This window comes from Streptosporangium sp. NPDC050284, assembly GCF_044459525.1.
Lineage (GTDB): Bacteria > Actinomycetota > Actinomycetes > Streptosporangiales > Streptosporangiaceae > Streptosporangium.
In genome coordinates this window covers 34,713-52,806 of record NZ_JBITIZ010000028.1, presented here as the reverse complement: position 1 = coordinate 52,806, position 18,094 = coordinate 34,713, and the positions used below count along the sequence as shown (strand labels likewise).

The window sequence follows — 18,094 nt, the reverse complement described above, 5'->3', positions numbered from 1 at the left end:
TCTGACGTTCTCCCAGGTGAGGGGTGTGCCATGGCGATGCTCGCGGTGCCGTCGACGGCGTGCCCCCCGCTCCCTCGCCCGCCGGCGGAGGGCGGCGCGACACGCCGTAGCGCTTTCTACGGAATTCTAAGCAGGCCGCTATATCCCGTCATAAAGTCCGAGAGCGTGGACCCCGTGCGCAATCCCTACGCTCCCGGTGCCGGACAACGCCCCCCGGAGCTCGCCGGCCGCGACCGCGAGCTACAGCAGTTCGAGATCGTCCTGGAACGGGTGGCCAGAGGGCGCCCCGAGCGCAGCATGGTGGTCACCGGGCTGCGCGGCGTGGGCAAGACCGTTCTGCTCAACACCTTCAAGTCGATGGCCATGCAGCGGTTGTGGGGCACCGGCAAGATCGAGGCGAGACCCGACCAGTCGATCCGCCGCCCGGTGGCCGCCGCCCTGCACATGGCGATCAGGGAGCTCGCCCCGAGGCATCGGGCGCCCGAGCGCATCGAGGAGTTCCTCGGGGTGCTCAAGGCGTTCGCGATGCGCGACCCGTCCGCGGCCAAGGGCACCTCACACTGGTCGCCCGCGATCGACGTGCCCGCGGGGCGAGGGCGCGCCGACTCCGGAGACCTGGAGATCGACCTCACCGAGCTGTTCGTCGACGCCGCCGCGGTCGCCACCGACCTGGGGGTCGGCATCGCCCTGTTCATCGACGAGATGCAGGACGTGCAGGCCCCTGACGTCTCGGCGCTCTGCGCGGCCTGTCACGAGCTCTCCCAGAGCGGTGGCCCGCTGATCGTGGTCGGCGCCGGCCTGCCGCACCTGCCCAGCGTGCTCTCGGCGAGCAAGAGTTACTCCGAGCGCCTCTTCCGCTACGCGAGGATCGATCGCCTCGACCGGGAGGCGGCCGACCTCGCGCTCATCGCCCCGGCCGAGAGCGAGGGCGTGGAGTTCACCCAGGACGCCCTCGACGCCCTCTACGTGGCCGCCGACGGTTACCCCTACTTCGTCCAGGCGTACGGCAAGGTCGCCTGGGACCTGGCGCTGCGCAGCCCGATCACCGCCGACGACATCAGGGTCTCCGCGCCGGAGGCCGAGGAGGAGCTCGCGGTCGGGTTCTTCGGCAGCCGCTACGAGCGAGCCACCCCCGCCGAGCGCGACTACATGCACGCCATGGCCGCCATCGGCGACGAGCCCGTCGCCACCGCCGAGGTGGCCGAAGGGCTCGGCCGCAAGCCGTCGAGTCTCTCCCCGGCCCGTGACAGCCTCATCAAGAAGGGCCTCATCTACAGCGCGGAACGCGGGCTGATCGCGTTCACCGTTCCGCACTTCGGAAAATTCCTGCGGTCACAACCGGTCTGATCGAACGCTTGTTCGATATAATGTACGGGAACCCCTAGCCCTCTATATGGCTCTCTAGTGGGGAAGCTAGAGAGCCATATAGAGCTCAATCGTGCTGCCCTAGGAAAATCTAGGGCTCTCTAGCGTCCAGCCGATATCGGCAGAGATTCCGGCAGAGACTCCGTCGCCACCGGCCGCCCGTCCAGGCCGACCATGGCGACCCGCACCGCCGGGTGCCGTCCGCTCAGATAGATCGCGAAGACCACGTCGACGGGGGCGCCCGCGTGGCTGTTGCCCGGATAGACGAAGAACCGCCAGCACAGCTCCCGCCAGCTGTCGACCGGATCCTTGCTCGACAGCAGTCCCACGTGCGAACGCCAGACGGCGCTCGACCGCAGCCGTCCGAGCGCGGTGGCCGGGTCGAGGCGGCGCTGCTCACAGGGCGCCCGGTGGCGGAGTCTCGCGACCGTCTCCTCGATCTCCGGCGAGAGCGCGGCGAGCAGCAGCAGCCCCGCGAGCGCGGCCCACGCGTGGGTCCACGTCAGATCCGCCATCGACTCCCAGCCGGAAATCCCCGGGGTGAGGAGCAGTCCGAGGGACATCGCCGTCAGCACCATGGTGCGGCCCAGCGACCGCCGTCCCACCGGAAGCGCGCTGACCTCGCCGAAGCAGCCGCAGCCCGCGTCCGGACGGCGACGCCGCAGCTCCCACAGGACGTAGGTGGAGACGGCGAAGAACCCGGCGGTTGCCCACCGGAAGAACGGATGACCGGTCAGCAGCAGCCCGCTCGCCAGGAACAACTCCACGAACGCGCAGCACAGCATCGCGGGCGCGCGCCAGCGCTCGGGCACCAGCACGGCCGGTCCCAGCCTGCTCAGCATGCCCGGCTCGGTCTCGCGTACGACCGTTTCGACCTTCGCGGCCGTGCCCGCGACCAGCAGCACGAACACGACCGGCAGCTGTGCGGCGGCGATCGTCGTCAACATCCGTGTCACCCCATTCCAAGCCGGACGTTGAAGCACCCGGTGGTCAGGTCTCCGCCGAGTTCCACGAAGGAACTCGGTGACAGTTCCAGAATCCGGCCGCGCGGGGAGGTGCCGCACTCCAGGCACCGGTCACAGAATCGGCCGGCCAGGCAGCCGCAGGCCACGATCGGCAGGAGCGAGGTGCGCCCGGCGCACACGTTGCGCACGTTGAGCATCGACCCCAGCGCCAGGTACGGCAACGCCGCGCAGGACACCCCGGTGTCGTCGCACGCTGTGTCGGCCCGCTCCAGCATGGGGTAGGCCACCCCCTGCTCCCCGTCGTCGAAGGTGTCCGACCAGGTCGCCGTGCCCGAGATCCGCGACTGCACGCCGATGTAGCCGGAGGGCGGTGGCGGTACGGCCGTCCACCGGTAAGGCGGCTGCGAGGTCGCGGGCAACCGCGCCCGCGCCGTACCGTCCTCGCGGACCCCGATGGCGTCGAACAGATAGCCGGGCTCGAACCGCGGATGCCTCACCCGTAGCCGGCCGGAGGAGCGGTAGGGGATGACGATCGTGCGCCGCCCGCGGTGCGGCCCGCAGTACAGCTCCACGGTGTGGTCCTTGCCCTCGGTACCGATCGACTGGATCACCCCGGTGATCCTGGTGATGTCCGCCCAGATCCGGTCCACGACCCGGCCGGACCGCAGCGCCTTGATGATCACGTTGGCCCCCCGGGGGAGGTCGGCGGGGCTGACGGCCTCGCCGCGCCAGGCGGTCGCCCACGGGGCGATGACGAGCCGCTCCTCCTCGCCCTCCGGGGTGTCGACGACGATCAGATGCGGGCTGACGTCGAGGATGGTGCCGCTGACCGCGTGAAAGGATTCACCTTCGAAGGGGAGAGGGCCCGGCTCCTGGACGGTCCGGCCAAGCGCGGCGGCAGCCAGCGTACGGCGGCGATCGGCGCTGCGATAGGGCATCGTCGCTCCCCAATTCTGCGAGGTGTCGCAGCCAGCGTCACACGCTTCGCGGAATCCCGCTGTCCGCTCCACGAATAATCACGGCAGGTGTCCAACCAGGTACTAAAGTTCCCCTCCCTGGTGGAACGCATTGGTGCCCACCCCACAACAAACCGCTATCTAATGGTTCTTGCGTGTTCCATCGCCCATCGAAGCCGATCTTTACCTTTGATGGATGAAATATAGATTTCGGTTCAGCCGCAGTATGGGTTCGGACTGCGATTCTGGCACCTAAGCACCTGGAGCACAGGCTGGTGATCGCGGTGACCGGCGGGACCGACGACGAGTTCCGCGAGTATGTCCTTGCTCGCGGCCCTGCGCTGCTGCGTGCCGCCTACCGGCTCACCGGGCATCCGAGCGACGCCGAGGACCTGTTGCAGGCGGCGCTGGTCAAGACCTACCTCGCCTGGGACCGCATCCAGGACCGCGGAGCCCTGGACGGTTACGTACGCCGGGCGATGGTCAACATCAACATCTCCTGGTGGCGGCGGCGCAAGCTGGAGGAGTACCCGTCGGGCGAGCTCCCCGAGCCGGTCGCCGCGGGCGGCCAACACCTGCCGGAACGTGTCGAGCAGGCCCTCGACCGGCTGCCCACCCGGATGCGGACCGCCGTCGTCCTGCGCTACTACGAGGACATGACCGAGCCGGAGATCGCCAAGGCCCTGGGGATCAGCGTCGGGACGGTCAAGAGCACGGTCTCCCGGGGGATGGCCAAACTTCGCGGGGACCTCACGCCCTCCGAGCCGCGGCACCTGGATCGGACGGGATGAGCGCGCCCTCCTCCTGCCGGAAGTTCTCGGCCCCCGCGGTGGCGCACGGTCGTACGGCGTCGCGGATGGTCCTGAGGGTGGCGAGGAAGGAGTCGAGCTCCGCGGGGGGGAGAAGCCCGGTGAACCAGGTCTCGATGTCGATCAGGTGTTGCGGGAGGACGCCGCCGAGCCGGTCGGCACCGGTCTCGGTGATGGCCGCGTAGGAGGCTCGCCGGTCGGTGGAACACGCCTGTCTCATGACCAGGCCCTCGCGCTCCAGCCGGTCGACGACCCGGGTCGTCCCGCTCGTGGACAGGCTCGTCTGCGCCGCCAGATCACTCATGCGCAGCCGCCCCTGTGGCGAGCGCGCCAGCCTGATCAACGTCTCGAAGTCGATCTCCGAAAGTCCCGCTGCCGCGAAGGACTCATGCGACTTCGCCGCGATGCCGGTGTAGACCTCGGCGAGGAGGCCCATCGCCGTCAGTCGGGGGTCGTCAAAGTGGTTCACGGTCATACCCTACCCGACAGTAGTTGACGAGAGGAATATTCCTCGTGTAGAAATCTGTTGACGCAAACATCCAACCGGCAAGCATCTCTTCGGGAGCAGAAAATGACCACTCGGACCTGGGAGAACCTTCAGATCCCCGCCCCGGGCACCTACGCTCTGGACGTCGCCCACACCCAGATCGGCTTCGTCGTCAAGCACATGATGGTGAGCAAGGTTCGCGGTCACTTCAACGAGTTCGCCGGCACCGTCACCATCGCCGAGAACCCCCTCGACTCCTCCGCGCAGCTTTCGATCAAGACCGCGAGCATCACCACCGGTGCCCCCGACCGTGACGGCCACCTGCGCAGCGACGACTTCCTCTCCGCGGAGAAGTTCCCCGAGCTGACCTTCCGCAGCACCCGCGTTCTGGGTCACTCCGGCGACGAGTTCACCCTCGCCGGTGAGCTCACCATCCGCGACGTCACCAAGCCGGTCGAGCTCACCGTCGAGTACGGCGGCGCCGGCACCAACCCGTGGGGCCAGGACGTCTGGGGCTTCTCGATCACGACCGAGATCGACCGCGAGGAGTTCGGCCTGACCTGGAACCAGGCGCTGGAGACCGGCGGCGTCCTGGTCGGCAAGAAGATCAAGATCGAGATCGAGGGCGAGGCCAACCCGGCCGCCTGATCTCCGTGACCACCCGAGGCCTCACCGGACGGTCGGGGCCTCGGAAGTGTTCACATCGTGAGATGTAGCGTCTCGCAAACTGGGAATCCACAGGATTTCCGCCACACCCAGCTGTGGATTCCCCGGTTTGTCCACAGGGGCGAGGAGAGTTATCCACTGCTTGTGGATAACTCTCCCCCAACTCTTGCCCGGGACGTGATCGTCAACCACTTTGCCGCCTCGCCTGATGGCCGGTACTCTGTGCTGAGCCGAACGGCCACCAGGAGGCTTCGCCTAGTCAGGTCTATGGCGCCGCACTGCTAATGCGGTTTGGGTTTACCGCCCATCCGGGGTTCAAATCCCCGAGCCTCCGCAGTTCAGAGGCCCTCTCCCGAGACATGGGGAGAGGGCCTTTCTGATCTCCGAACACCACCGTGGTTGCAGTTCGAGTTGCAGTTGGGCGCTGACTCGTGATGCGGCGACACGGAAGATCAAGATCGACTATGCTGCCGCATCCGCCTATCGGGCCTCCCCGGAGAGCAACGCCCTCCATATATCGCTGGCCTGCCGGATCGGCCATCGATAGGTCCCGTGAACTTCCGGATTGCCTTCCAACTGGAGGGTGCGCCGGATGAAGCCCTGTCCTCCGGCCTGGCACAACTCGTACAGCGTGGCCCTGAGCTTGGCTGGTCACCGTACATGGTCGGGGGCGATCGGTGAGCCAGGGGTCGTTCTCCACCCTGGCTCACCGGTAACGTGGCTGATCACCGTTGGGAAAGGCGTCCGATGCAGCGTACGGTCGGGGCGTGCGCAACTGGATGTGCGCAGTACTTATGGGAACACTCCTGGCCTGTCTCACTGGCTGCACAGTCGCCGCCAACGGCTATGTCGGTATCAGTGTGGACGAGTCAGGTCACCTCATCGCCGTACTGGCCTGGTGTGGGCCTGCACCGGACGGAGTGAAGCTCTACCACGAGCGTGTCACTCCCCGAAGGAGCCCGACCAGCAACCCCGACGATGCGTACATCGACGACGCGGTATACCAAGCACCCACCTTGAACGGACAGAGCGCCTCTTTTCGACTCGACGCCCCCGCCGGTGACTGGGTGATCACGCCCAAGCCTCCCTCTCTGGATCCAGCGATCACCTACAACGCGTACGGCTTCACCAACGACAACACCAGTTCGTTAAGACACGTGAAGTTCGAGCTCGACGATGCCGCCAAGATCGCCCCGGGCCGGGTGCTGATACAGGAATGGGATGAGAAGAGGCAACAAGACATCGACGTCGTGCTCTCTCTGGACGCTTTCGAGCGAATGGGCCAGGATCCCCGGAACTGTCCTTGAGATCATGCTCCCGTGTAATATGCAGGAAATGATCATGGCGGCGGGAACGACTGAAAAGACGCCCGATGAACTCCTGTTCTCGTTCGCTCAACGGAAAAGGCGCGGTGAGTATGTCGTCCGACCTCACGCACGAACTCTGCCTCGAAATCGGGCGAACTGTGCGGGATTGCGCCCCGGACGGATGGCAGGAGGTCGACGTCCTTCGCTGCCAGCTCGGCACCTTCGGCATAACCGCGATCACTTATCGGATGGCGGACGGTTCCCGGCAAACTCGAGATGGCGAGGACCGCGGTGACCTTTTCCACCGGCTGAAAGTGGCCGAGTACAAGCCGGGTGAGGGGACGTGGTTCGTCTGTCGGCTTGGCTACAGCCTGCGCGGGAAGTCGTACGACTCCATGATGGAGACCTTCAGCATGGAGTCGCCTTTCTCCCAGGACTACACCGACATGATGCCGCCCGCCTTCGGGATGGAGCTGCCTTTTGCCCAAGCCGTCGATGTGCCCGCCTGGGCCTATGTGGAGGAACTGACCATGTTCCCGCGCAGGCCGGATCTCACCCCGTCGTGGATGCGCGCCGCCTGGCCCGAAGGTGTGCCCCTGCCTGAGGGCGACTCCACTCTCACCTCACCGGCCGACAGCGAACCCGGCTCGGCCTGGCCTCCGCTGGGAACCATGGTCGCGCGAACCGTCGGCCGCGACGAGGACCCGGAGACGATCGTTTTCGGGATGGCCGAACACGAGGACGGCACCGGGAACGCCTTGATCTTCATGATGTCCGCCGAGGAACCTGACGAGCAGGAGACCGGGCTCGGCATGGACACGTACTGCATCGTCCGCGAGGACCAGGCAGGAACCACCTATGGCGGCGTGACTCACTGCGGAATCGACTCCGGCCGCCTGACCTTCCACTTCACCGCAGAGGCCGCGAAGGAACTGAACGTGGAGCCCGTCGTCCGGATCGACCTCCAGATCGACGAGGGCGGCGTCGAACTGCTCAGAAGCAGCCTGCGAGAGATCCTGCTGTCCGGCCGTCACGACCAGCACCCCCAGGGCATGCATCTCTGACCGCCGGGCCATCGGCGGGCTGTCAACCAGGGTGACGAGGCGTCAACCGCGGTCACTCACGACTGGCCCGAAGCTCAAGCCGGCAGCCCTACCGGCCGTACTCGACGCACTTCCCAAGCTGACGGCGCGGGTTCGATTCCCGTCACCCGCTCCACTTCAGAAAAACGGCGTCTTCTGATCGGCCGGATAACTCACATGCTCGGGCTCATGCCCTGATGTCACACTGTCGCGGTGTCCCGAACCGACCTCAGCGATATCGAGTATCTGCGTCACATCGAGCACCTGGCACGCGAGATCGTCAACGCGGCAGACGACGCGGGATGGCTCACTCTCACCACCACTTCCGATGAGGCCACGCCACTTCGGCGAGCGGTGATCGAGACAGCCCGCCAACTCCGTCATTATCACTTCGATGGGGACGGATGTCTCGACGAGGACCTTCCGCTGATGAAACTCGCCGGGGTGGTCATCCTCCGGCCGCATGCCCTTCCCGTCGGTATGGAAGAGAGTTACACCGAGATCTGCGCTCGCCTGGACATCGAAGCCCGGCCCGGAGGGTGGGCGATCTGGAACACCTGGGCCAAAGACGGCCAGCCCATCTCGATCGTCCTGGTCGACTCCAGCGGCACCGAAGGACTGCTCACGAACTGGGCACAGGGCGTCGAGGTCCACCCGATCACCCCTCTCCCGGCCCAAGTAGTCCTGACACGGCAGGGATGGGTCACCCCCATGACCCTGTCCCCTGCCAGTACCCGGAAGCTGGGTGCGACTCGCCCTACCTGCTAAACGCCTTCCGTACACCCCGAGGTCTTCGGCGGAGGAACTCCAATTACGGGATGAGCAGGTATACGTAGGTGGATGATTTCGTCCATTAGATGGACTATGGGATTCTCTTCGGCATGACTGAGCCTACAGAGACCCCGCCTCCCTATATTCCTGGCCCCAGGCCCGACGACGATATCGTATCCGTTCGCATGCTGGGATCTATTGCGTTGGTTGGCGGCGCCGTTCTGTCCTTCGGCATTCTGCTCTTCAGCGTTAGGTTCCCGTCATGGCCATGGCTCGTGGGCTTATGGTTCACAGCGCTGATCGGTCTTGGATTACGCCTGGAGGCGGCGATTCGCGAGCAGAAGCGACGCTGCTGAGATCCCCGCTGTCGCTCTTGATCTCCGTGCTGATACCTGACGTCGGGCGGATCGTCGGTTTCGTAGGACACGGAGTCGCTCTGAGCGGCAGAGCGACGAGGCCCGTTTCTGTTTCACCTTCATCGCCGACCTCGCGCCTGAAGAGGTGCTACGCCGACTGGGACTCACCGAGGATCCCGGACAGGAAGGTTTCGCCACCGTCGAAGTCGGCCGCGCTCCTGGGGGATCGATCATGGTGGAGGAGGGCAATGCCGGGATCTTGCGCGACGTGGTGCACGCCCTCTCGCAAGGTACGTCGATCGCCAGCGTTGAGCGCAATGTCAACTACCACTCCCACTTCGTTCATGCCGTAGACGGTCACATCGTCGCGCGCCCGGTTCCGATGTTCGCCCACTGGGGTGACAGTACCGACCCTGAACGACTGAAGCAGGACCTCGAAGAACTGGGCATGCTCTGGGATTTCGACCCGGACCCCGAAGTCTTCCCGCCTTACATCGAGGGTGCTTTGGCGCTCGCTGAACGACGTACCGGCGTCCGGCTGGAATCTCGCCATCTCCAGCCCGGTGCCTTATCTCACCGAGCCTCCATCGCCCGCTACTACGAAAGCCCTGAAGGCGCATTTCCAGAGCCGGCTTGAGGTCGGTGTCCGTCCTGCGGGGAAAGCTCAGCATGAGCCCGTCTCGATGACGGGATTGGTCGGTAACCCTGCCCCATGCGAAGGCGGAGCGGGCGCGGAGTGACCTGGGAGTGTGGTGTCACCCAGGTCTGACCACATCGCGCATCTTGGGGAGGTGCGCCGTGTTAACGCTGCCAAATCGCGGTGCGGCCTCCCTTCGGCATCCCGGCATCGCGGGTGGTGATGACGGAGAGTCAACACAGCGGGCTCGGATGTTGTCAAGGGACGGGGGTTCCCAGGAGTCCTCTGCATCAGGCGTCGCCGAGAAGGGCGTCGCTGCCTGCGGATCTCGATCCTCGGTTCCGGAAGTTGCGGTTCTAGTGTGAAAATTTCATGGCGCGACCGCCGATAGATTTCTCCTATATGCCCTGAAGGGATGCCTTGCCCGGGCTGTGTCGAACCCACGATGAGGGGCATCGGTGCTGGAAGAGCGCGACCGAAAATTTCGCTCAAGTATTGACATGTTTCGGATAGATTTCCAAACTGAGTCTCCAAGCGGCCGGCCCTGCCTGATGTGGTGATCGAGTAAGGGTCGCCGGTCATGACGCCATCGTGGTGTGCGTCCCCGTTCGGGGTGCGGCGTCGTTCGCGGGGGTTCCCGCGTATCCCTCTTTCCGTGATTTCAGTATGGAGTCAGGCATGGGCATGAAGGTTTCACCCCCATCCGCGCGCCGAAGTTTCGGTGCCCTCACCAAGATCATCAGTGCCGGCGTCGTGGGTGTCGTCGGTGCGGCGCTGATGGTGACGGCTCCCGCGGAGGCGGCGGAGAGCACGCTGGCCGCCGCCGCCAAGCAGAGCGGTCGCTACTTCGGCACGGCGATCGCCGCGGGCAAGCTCGGTGACTCGCAGTACACCACGATCGCGAACCGTGAGTTCGACATGATCACGGCCGAGAACGAGATGAAGATCAACGCCACGGAGCCGAACCAGAACCAGTTCAACTTCAGTAATGGCGATCGCATCTACAACTGGGCGGTGCAGAACGGCAAGCGGGTGCGCGGGCACACGCTGGCCTGGCACTCCCAGCAGCCGGGCTGGATGGAGGCCATGTCGGGCAACAACCTGCGTCAGGCGATGATCAATCACATCAACGGTGTGATGAACCACTACAAGGGCAAGATCTACGCCTGGGACGTGGTGAACGAGGCCTTCGCCGACGGTAACTCCGGCGGGCGGCGTGACTCCAACCTGCAGCGCACCGGCAACGACTGGATCGAGGTCGCCTTCCGCACCGCGCGGGCCGCCGACCCGGCCGCCAAGCTCTGCTACAACGACTACAACATCGACAACTGGAGCTGGGCCAAGACGCAGGCCGTCTACAACATGGTCCGTGACTTCAAGGCGCGCGGCGTCCCCATCGACTGCGTGGGCCTGCAGTCGCACTTCAACAGCCAAAGCGCCTACAACAGCAACTACCGCACCACCATCTCCAGCTTCGCCGCGCTGGGTGTGGACGTGCAGATCACCGAGCTGGACATCCAGGGCGGCTCGGCCCAGACCTACGCCGCGGTGGTCAACGACTGCCTGGCCGTGGCGCGCTGCACCGGCATCACCGTGTGGGGTGTGCGAGACAGCGACTCCTGGCTGGGCGCCAACACCAGCCCGCTGCTCTTCGACGGCAACGGCAACAAGAAGGCCGCCTACACCTCCGTGCTGAACGCACTCAACGCCGCGAACCCGAACCCGAACCCGGACCCGACGGTGACCCCGACCACGACCCCGCCGCCCTCGGGTAGCGGGGGACAGATCCGGAGCGTGGCAGCCGGCCGATGTGTGGACGTACCGAACGCCTCGACCACCGACGGTACCCAGCTCCAGTTGTGGGACTGCCACACCAACTCCAACCAGCAATGGACCTACACCTCCGACCAGGAGCTCCGCGTTTACGGCAACAAGTGCCTGGACGCCGCGGGCACCGGTAACGGTTCCAAGGTGCAGATCTACTCCTGCTGGGGCGGCAGCAACCAGAAGTGGCGCATCAACTCGGACAACTCCATCGTGAACGTCCAGTCGGGTCAGTGCCTCGACGCCGCCAACTCCGGTACCGGCAACGGGACCCTGCTCCAGACCTACTCCTGCTGGGGCGGCAACAACCAGAAGTGGACCCGAAGCGGGTCATAAGACGGCACCTGCCAGTGCCGACAGGGACCGGGGCGGCAACGCCTGAGAACGGCGCCCAGCGGCCTCCCGCCGGCACGGCATATCCGCAGGAAGCCGGCTGAAGGAAGAAGGACGAGCCTCCCCTGGTCCGGGGTGACACCCCGGACCAGGGGAGGCTGACTCGTCCATGGTCCGGCACCGGATCACATGGTGGAGGTGAGCCCTTCCCCGATCTTCTTCAGCTCGGCGTTGACGGCCTCGGTGTCGGAGAACTCCTTGGCGTACACCGGGCTGAACATGATCTCGGCCCTCTGCCTGTCGCCCGTTCTGAGGAAGAGGGTCGGGGTGCCCTTCATGCCGTCCTCGCCGACGTGCTGCACGACCAGGTAGCCGCTCCGGCCGCCGACGGTCACCTCCTCACCGTCCTCCTCCGCGCGATACGCCTGGATCCGGTCGTCGGGCTCTCGGACGGCATCCTCCTCGTACACGAAGATCTGGACCTGATAGAGCCCCTTGGGGTCACCCTTGTAGTTGTACGAGGTCGAATAACTGTCGCCGAAGTCCACCGACCATCGGGACCATTGCAGCCCCTTCGGCACGTATCCCACCTTGACGTGCCCGAACTCCTTCCCGTCGCCCAGGTCCCCGAGGTCCGGCGGGGTGGTCCGCATGGGCGGGGTGTCGTCGATGGCGGGCGGTTCCGGTATCGCGGAGAATGTGCTCCGATCACCGGTCGTGGGCCCCTGGGCGGCGGTCAGGTAGGCGAAGGACGGGGCGACGACGGCCATGGACGCGGCCACGGACGCGACGACCGCCGCGGTCCTCGCCTTCCTCCTCCTGTCCCTGTGGGAGCGCATCACCCGCCCCAGCAGGTCGGGTGCGGCATGCAGCCTCGCCGTCTCGTCCGCCATGAGCCGACGGATCTCGTCCTCAAGCATGGGCATCCTTGATCGCTCCTTCCAGTGTTTCCCGGCCGAGCGCCGAACGGAGCTTGGCCGTGGCCTTCGACGCCTGGCTCTTGACCGTGCCGACCGAGCATCCGAGCACCTCGGCGGTCTGCGTCTCGCTGAGGTCCTCCCAGTACCGCAGGACGACCACCGCCCGCTGCCGGGGGGGCAGGGCGCGCAGCGCGTCCATGAGCACATGGCGCAGGTCGGGGTCGCCCGTACGGGCCGATGTCTCCGGCGGGCTGTGCATGGGGATGATGCTGAGGATCGCCCGGCGGCGGGCGCGACTGATGGCGGCGTTGACGATGACGCGCCGTACATAGGGCTCGGGGTTGTCGTGGCGGACCACCCGGTTCCAGTTTCTGTAGGTGCGTTCGAGCGCCGTCTGCAGCAGGTCCTCGGCCTCCGCCTGGTCGCCACAGGCGAGATAGGCGACCCGCAGCAGGCTCGTGGCACGTGTGGCCACGAAAGCGCCGAAGTCATGTTCCACGCCGCTCTCCGGCTGTCCGTCCGATTTCACACCTCCTAATACGCCTCGGCCCTCGCGACCGTTGCCCGCTCGCGAAGGATGTTTCGCGGGCAACCCTTCGAGCGGGCCAGGCGTATGAATTGGCGTGACCTCGAATTCATGGAGCAATCTGATGACGTTCGCGACCGCGCGGGGCCGGCGGCTGATCAACCTCGGTGTCGCCCTGGCCATGGGTGCCACCGTCCTGGGAGCGCCGCCGGCCGCCGCGGCCGCTCCACCGGAGGGGGCCTACTGGCACACCAGGGGACTGTCGACGTCCACCCACCCCTGGCGGTTCGGCACCAAGGCGGACCCGTACTCGCTGACCCAGCGGGAGATCTCGGAAACGTGGAGCGCCCCCGACGGCAGGGAGTGGTTCGGATACCGGGAGCTGGGGGCGCTGCCGAAGAGCGCGGCGGACAAGAAGGCGTGGCAGCGCGACGGCTCCCCCTCCACGTGGAGCGAATCGATCGACGGCAAGACGGTGAAGCTGTCCGTCGAACCTTCCAAAGGCCACGTGGGCCCTGCGAGGAAGGAACGGAACCAGCTCTTCTTCGCGGGGCAGTGGCTGACGTACGACGAGGTTCAGCGGCTGCCCGCCGACGTGAGCCGTCTGAAGGACTGGATCACGAGGGCGGGCGTGGTCAGCCGGGAGACCAGCACGGCCGGCTGGCTCAGGGGAAACCTGATCGAGCTCCTGCATGCTCTTCCCGCTCCGAAGGAGGTCCGCGTGGCGGCCTACCAGGCTCTGCTGACGCTGCCGGGCGTGCGCGCCGACGGCAACGCGAAGGACGACCTGGGCAGGCCCGGCACCGCCGTTGTGATCGTCAGTTCGTCCGGAACGGGGAAGAAGGCGTACTCGTCCACGGAGAGGTTGATCGTCGACACCGGCAGGATGGTGTTGCTGTCAGAGGACCAGACAGGAACGATCGGCGGCAAGGTGGACGCGGGGCTCTCCCACAGGAAGACGATGATCGAGGTCGGCTGGACAAACTCCCCCCCTGTGGTTCCTGCCCTGCCCTGACGCGCCGCGACCGGCGTTGAGCTTTCCCAGGACGGGACACCTCACCTGAGTCGATCGCGTGCCGACCGGGGAAGGGGAGGTCCGTGCCCGCAGCATGGGCGGCATGGGCTTACCCGGCACCGGTGTGATGGGAGCGGGCCTCGTTGATGTCGGCCTCGTGGCGTACCGCCCAGTCGGCGAGGGCCGAGAGGGGCTCCAGCAAGGTCCGGCCGAGCGGGGTGAGGCTGTACTCGACGCTGGGGGGCACGGTGGGATACACCTCGCGCCGCACCAGACCGTCGGTTTCCAGAGTGCGCAGCGTGCGGGTCAGCATGCGCTGGCTGATGCCTTCGATCGCGCGGTGCAACTCGTTGTACCGGTGAGGGCGACCGCCGAGCAGGATCAGCAGCAGCATGCTCCACTTGTCGCCCAGACGTCGGAACACATCCCCGACCGGGCACGCTTCGAGCTCGTCGATCGGCACCGGACGAGGCAACGTGTGGGCCAGCACCGAGGGAACACCCGTGTGCGTACCGGACATGAAACTGCCTTCTTCCGTCTCCGACGTGGCAGCCCGACGATTGGACCGGCCGATCACCAGCCTATGGAGGACACGATGCCGGGCCAACGGGGAAAAACCGTGATCATCAGTGGGGGGACCGATGGCATGGGGCGCGCGACCGCCCTGGAACGGCTCGCGAGGGGCGACCGCGTCACCGTGATCGGCAGCAGCGAGGCCAAAGGGCGCACGCTGGTCGACCACGCCGCGAATCCGAACCTGCGGTTCCTGCGAGCGGACCTGTCCTCGATCGCCGAGGTCGAACGGGTCGTCGCCGACATCGCCGAGCGCCACGACGCCGTCGACGCGCTCGCCCTGTTCGCCAACCGGATAAGCCCGAAGCGCAGGGAGACCGTGGACGGCCTGGAGTTCACGTTCGCCCTGTACTACCTGAGCCGCTATCTGCTCGGTTCTCGTCTGCGGCCACTCCTGAACGCCGCACCCGCTCCGGTCGTCATCAACGTCGCCGGGGTCGGCAACACCGCAGGCCGGATCTTCTGGGAGGACCCTCAGCTGACCCGCGGGTACGGCCAGGTACGTGCCCAGCTTCAGGCCGGGAGGGCGAACGACCTGCTCGGCGTCGCTTTCGCCAATCAATCCGGGAGCGGCGGGAGATCCGGGAGCGGCGGGAGCGGCGGGAGCGGCGGGAACACAGTCCGGTATGTCCTCTACCACCCCGGCTTCACCCGCAGCGGGGTCGACGGCCATCCGAATCCGCTGGTCCGGGGGACGATCAAGCTGCTCGCCACCCTTTTCGCGCGCCCGGTGGCCGACGCGGTCCGGCCGATCGTCGAGTGGATCGACAACCCGCCGACCGAACCGCTCTCCGCGATCGACCGGGGCAAGGCGGTCGACAAGTCACTGAAGACGCTCGACCCTGGCGATGCCGCGCGCCTGGTCGCCTACACCGAGGACCGCCTTCGCCGTCTCCGCGACCTCGGAAGGCCGGAAGCTCCTCAAACCGGACGGTAGACGTCCTCATCCCTTCCGAGGGCGTCACTGTTTCCGCGGTGCTGCCGCGCGTGGTGGCGGACGACCAAGCCTGCGGTGGCGAGGATGAGGAAGACGAGCACGATGTCCAAGGGGTTCACCATGTGCGCCCTCTGCCCTGTTTCAGGGCCGATAGTCACTATTCATCCGTGGAAGGGCTGTCACCTACGTCGCCCAGACGGAGAGCACGAGCGGCCACCCCGGGTAGAGCGCGCACCGGCCCCGTCCGCGCCGTCACCGGGTTCTGTGACGGCGCGATCCGGGGCCGTACGGATTTCGCGAGGTCATGCTCGCGTACCGAAGTGGCCTGCCTCCTGTCCCGTGCGGTTCTCACCGCGGCACGCCGCTTCGGTACGGCCTAGCATCCGACGGGTTCGGTCGTGCTGAGAATGCTGACGGTGCTGTATTGACCGGGCAGGCAGAGAGACCCGGCGTATGCGGTCGAGGCGACGGGAATGACGGGAATGACGGGAACGCTGACAGAGGTGACGGCGCACACCGGTGGAAGAGCGATCACGGGGCTGGCCGTGACGCATCCCGTGGGCTTGGTCGGCTTCGCGAGCGTTGTCGCGCCCGCCGGGCCTGTCGGTCCCGTAGGGCCCGCCGGTCCTGCCGGGCCCGTCGGACCGGTGGGCCCTGCTGGTCCCGCCGGCCCTGTCGGACCGTTCGCTCCCGGAGGTCCGGCCAGTCCGTCCGCTCCGTCCGCTCCGTCCGCTCCGGCTGGTCCGGCTGGTCCAACCTGTCCTTTCGGTCCTGCGAGTCCGGGTGGTCCGGCCACTCCTTTCGGTCCTGCGGGTCCTGCGGGTCCTGCAGGACCGGCCAGTCCTTTCGGTCCCGCCGGTCCCGCCGGTCCTGCCGGTCCGGCTGGTCCTGCCGGTCCGGCTGGTCCTGCCGGTCCGGCTGGTCCTGCCGGTCCGGCTGGTCCTGCCGGTCCGGCTGGTCCCGCCGGTCCCGCAGGACCTGGAATCCCAGGCAGGCCCGGCAGCCCACGGACCCCCGGCCGCCCAGGCGCGGCGGCATTGGTGGAGCTGGTCGCGGTGGGAGCCGCGGGCCTCCTGACGGGGACGACGATCACTCTGCCGTCGTCATCATCGTCGTCGTCCAGGTGTCGTGGCCGGTCTCGGTCGTCGTTCCAGCGGCACCCCTTCCCCCGACCGCCGGGTCCCGGCCCGCGACCGCCGGGTGTGCAGTCGCAGTTACGTGCACCCTTGGTGGGTCGGCACGGGCGAAGAATGGACTTCTCGCCACGGTGTACGGAATTTTGAAGCCGGGCTTTCCCGCCGGCACCGCCGGCACCCCCGGTGTCCCCGTTGCCACTGGGGGGTGCGAAATTGAGAAGATTCGTCTCCCCTGTGGCATTCGCCGGCGCCTGATTCGACGACATCACGAGGATGCCGGCCATCGCTGCGACGGCCAGAGCGCCGACGCGCTTGCCGGAAAGGGCCGGCACCAATTTGCTGTTACGAGGAAGCACGTTATTTCCCCATGTCGTTGCTAATTCCGAAATTGTTCGGACCTGTCAGGTGATCACGAAAGTGATGACGCACAGGAGATACCCGGGGCTTATGTGGATAACGCGCCGCCATAGTTCGGGAAGAGCAAATAAACAGTGTTGTGAAGGAAAACCTACACCTCATCTACGATTTAGCTACATTTATAATGATTATTCGTTCATAGTGTTCAACGGCTGATTTCAGGATGGCCGGTGGAGAGGGGGCGGCCGGGTTCATGCGGGGCGCCTCGCCTTCGCCCGGATCCGCTGTGGCCCGCTCGCTCCGGTGTGCGGAATCCCGGCGAGAGTGAGCGAGAACGGTGGTGTACGGCCGATTCCTCGCCGTCGTGCCGGTCATCCGGTGGACTGTGGTGGCCTGTCCCCGTCGCGGTGGTACGCGGCTTTTCGCGTTCCATCGCGACGGGGGACGGGAAATGGCCCGCCGGACTTATTTCTCGCGGACGATGATCTCTGGGAATGACGGGTCGTCCTGAAGCTCCCTCATCATCCGCTCCTCCCGGGAGAGGCGCTCACGCCCCGCGGGTGCCGCGTTCTCGCCCCTGCGCCCGCGATAGCGGTCACGGTCGCGATCGCGGCCGTGGGGTCGGTCCTGATAGCGCTGCGGCCTTCCCCGCCACCTGTCGGAAGGCCTCATCTCACGTCCGCGATGCTGGTCGCGGGAGGGGTCAGGGCGGCGAGAGGAGTGGCCGTCGGGGTGCGGCTGTGAGATCGAGCCGGGCGTCTGGGCCTGCCCGATGGTGGCGTTGGCCGGTACCTGGTTCGACGTCATGAGGATGCCGGCGACTGCCGCGATGGCGAGAACGCCCACCTGCCTGCCGGAGTTCGGCCCCGGTGTCCGTCCGCTCTTTCGAGGAAGCACGATATTTCCCCATCTCGTTTCTGGTTCCGAAAACATCTGATATCCCTCACTGTCCCATAAGTGACAGCAGCTAGGAGATACCCCTCGGACCGTGAGATAGCGTATTGAAACGGTTGAGGCAGAGCAAATAAATGACACTGTGAATGCTGATGGGCGTTTATCTATTGCTATTTAC

18 protein-coding genes and 1 tRNA gene are annotated in these 18,094 nt (G+C 66.2%); 12 read left to right on the top strand and 7 right to left on the bottom strand.

The features are described 5' to 3' along the window. Positions 1–165: 165 nt before the first annotated feature. Positions 166–1,347: an ATP-binding protein gene (locus ACIBH4_RS37440; protein WP_329088482.1), complete on the top strand. Its 1,182-nt coding sequence runs from the start codon at positions 166–168 to the stop codon at positions 1,345–1,347. 119 nt (positions 1,348–1,466) lie between these two features. On the opposite strand, the gene ACIBH4_RS37435 is transcribed toward ACIBH4_RS37440, so the two are convergent. Then, on the bottom strand, positions 1,467–2,312 hold the full coding sequence (locus ACIBH4_RS37435) for a MauE/DoxX family redox-associated membrane protein (protein WP_362513651.1): 846 nt from the start codon (positions 2,310–2,312) through the stop codon (positions 1,467–1,469). A 5-nt stretch (positions 2,313–2,317) separates the two neighbouring features. Continuing rightward, on the bottom strand, positions 2,318–3,268 hold the full coding sequence (locus ACIBH4_RS37430; protein WP_362513654.1) for a hypothetical protein: 951 nt from the start codon (positions 3,266–3,268) through the stop codon (positions 2,318–2,320). Positions 3,269–3,561: 293 nt separating this feature from the next. Here ACIBH4_RS37430 and ACIBH4_RS37425 point away from each other — a divergent pair, with 293 nt between their 5' ends. Continuing rightward, a complete protein-coding gene (locus ACIBH4_RS37425; protein ID WP_399173735.1) occupies positions 3,562–4,077 on the top strand; it encodes a SigE family RNA polymerase sigma factor in 516 nt (171 codons plus the stop codon). Here ACIBH4_RS37425 and ACIBH4_RS37420 read toward each other — a convergent pair. Continuing rightward, complete coding sequence (locus ACIBH4_RS37420) at positions 4,037–4,570, bottom strand: MarR family transcriptional regulator (protein ID WP_362513658.1); 534 nt, start codon at positions 4,568–4,570, stop codon at positions 4,037–4,039. The two genes, ACIBH4_RS37425 and ACIBH4_RS37420, sit on opposite strands and share 41 nt — an antisense overlap. Before the next feature lie 96 nt (positions 4,571–4,666). Between ACIBH4_RS37420 and ACIBH4_RS37415 the strand changes: the two genes are divergently transcribed. The 7 genes from ACIBH4_RS37415 (at position 4,667) to ACIBH4_RS37385 (ending at position 11,561) form a co-directional block, all read left to right on the top strand. Further along, positions 4,667–5,230, top strand: a complete 564-nt coding sequence (locus ACIBH4_RS37415; protein WP_362513662.1) for a YceI family protein — start codon at positions 4,667–4,669, stop codon at positions 5,228–5,230. Between the two features lie 262 nt (positions 5,231–5,492). Continuing rightward, positions 5,493–5,582 (top strand) — tRNA-Ser (locus ACIBH4_RS37410). 433 nt (positions 5,583–6,015) lie between these two features. Continuing rightward, positions 6,016–6,555, top strand: coding sequence for a hypothetical protein (locus tag ACIBH4_RS37405; protein WP_362513665.1), 540 nt, complete (start codon positions 6,016–6,018; stop codon positions 6,553–6,555). 314 nt (positions 6,556–6,869) lie between these two features. Further along, the gene (locus ACIBH4_RS37400) at positions 6,870–7,619 is read left to right on the top strand and encodes an Imm10 family immunity protein (RefSeq protein WP_362770191.1); all 750 of its coding nucleotides are present in this window, start codon (positions 6,870–6,872) and stop codon (positions 7,617–7,619) included. A gap of 231 nt (positions 7,620–7,850) precedes the next feature. Next, positions 7,851–8,405 (top strand): hypothetical protein, encoded by a 555-nt coding sequence (locus ACIBH4_RS37395; protein ID WP_362770193.1) that lies wholly within the window; start codon positions 7,851–7,853, stop codon positions 8,403–8,405. 591 nt (positions 8,406–8,996) lie between these two features. Further along, positions 8,997–9,401 (top strand): DUF6461 domain-containing protein, encoded by a 405-nt coding sequence (locus tag ACIBH4_RS37390; RefSeq protein WP_362770195.1) that lies wholly within the window; start codon positions 8,997–8,999, stop codon positions 9,399–9,401. A 678-nt stretch (positions 9,402–10,079) separates the two neighbouring features. Continuing rightward, positions 10,080–11,561, top strand: a complete 1,482-nt coding sequence (locus ACIBH4_RS37385) for an endo-1,4-beta-xylanase (protein WP_362513676.1) — start codon at positions 10,080–10,082, stop codon at positions 11,559–11,561. 182 nt (positions 11,562–11,743) lie between these two features. Here the strand turns inward: ACIBH4_RS37385 and ACIBH4_RS37380 are convergent, their stop codons facing one another. Beyond that, positions 11,744–12,484 (bottom strand): hypothetical protein, encoded by a 741-nt coding sequence (locus tag ACIBH4_RS37380; RefSeq protein WP_362769981.1) that lies wholly within the window; start codon positions 12,482–12,484, stop codon positions 11,744–11,746. After that, positions 12,471–13,007, bottom strand: coding sequence for a SigE family RNA polymerase sigma factor (locus ACIBH4_RS37375; protein ID WP_362513682.1), 537 nt, complete (start codon positions 13,005–13,007; stop codon positions 12,471–12,473). The genes ACIBH4_RS37380 and ACIBH4_RS37375 overlap by 14 nt, the downstream gene beginning before the upstream one ends. Before the next feature lie 121 nt (positions 13,008–13,128). Here ACIBH4_RS37375 and ACIBH4_RS37370 point away from each other — a divergent pair, with 121 nt between their 5' ends. Then, positions 13,129–14,019: a hypothetical protein gene (locus tag ACIBH4_RS37370; RefSeq protein WP_362513685.1), complete on the top strand. Its 891-nt coding sequence runs from the start codon at positions 13,129–13,131 to the stop codon at positions 14,017–14,019. 109 nt (positions 14,020–14,128) lie between these two features. Here ACIBH4_RS37370 and ACIBH4_RS37365 read toward each other — a convergent pair whose 3' ends face one another. Beyond that, on the bottom strand, positions 14,129–14,539 hold the full coding sequence (locus ACIBH4_RS37365; protein WP_362513688.1) for a helix-turn-helix domain-containing protein: 411 nt from the start codon (positions 14,537–14,539) through the stop codon (positions 14,129–14,131). Positions 14,540–14,602: 63 nt separating this feature from the next. On the opposite strand from ACIBH4_RS37365, the gene ACIBH4_RS37360 reads away from it, so the two are divergent. Then, positions 14,603–15,529, top strand: a complete 927-nt coding sequence (locus ACIBH4_RS37360; protein WP_362769979.1) for an SDR family NAD(P)-dependent oxidoreductase — start codon at positions 14,603–14,605, stop codon at positions 15,527–15,529. A gap of 783 nt (positions 15,530–16,312) precedes the next feature. Next, positions 16,313–16,606, top strand: a complete 294-nt coding sequence (locus ACIBH4_RS37355) for a hypothetical protein (RefSeq protein ID WP_362769977.1) — start codon at positions 16,313–16,315, stop codon at positions 16,604–16,606. An 881-nt stretch (positions 16,607–17,487) separates the two neighbouring features. Here ACIBH4_RS37355 and ACIBH4_RS37350 read toward each other — a convergent pair. After that, positions 17,488–17,919 (bottom strand): hypothetical protein, encoded by a 432-nt coding sequence (locus ACIBH4_RS37350; RefSeq protein ID WP_362513698.1) that lies wholly within the window; start codon positions 17,917–17,919, stop codon positions 17,488–17,490. Positions 17,920–18,094: the final 175 nt, after the last annotated feature.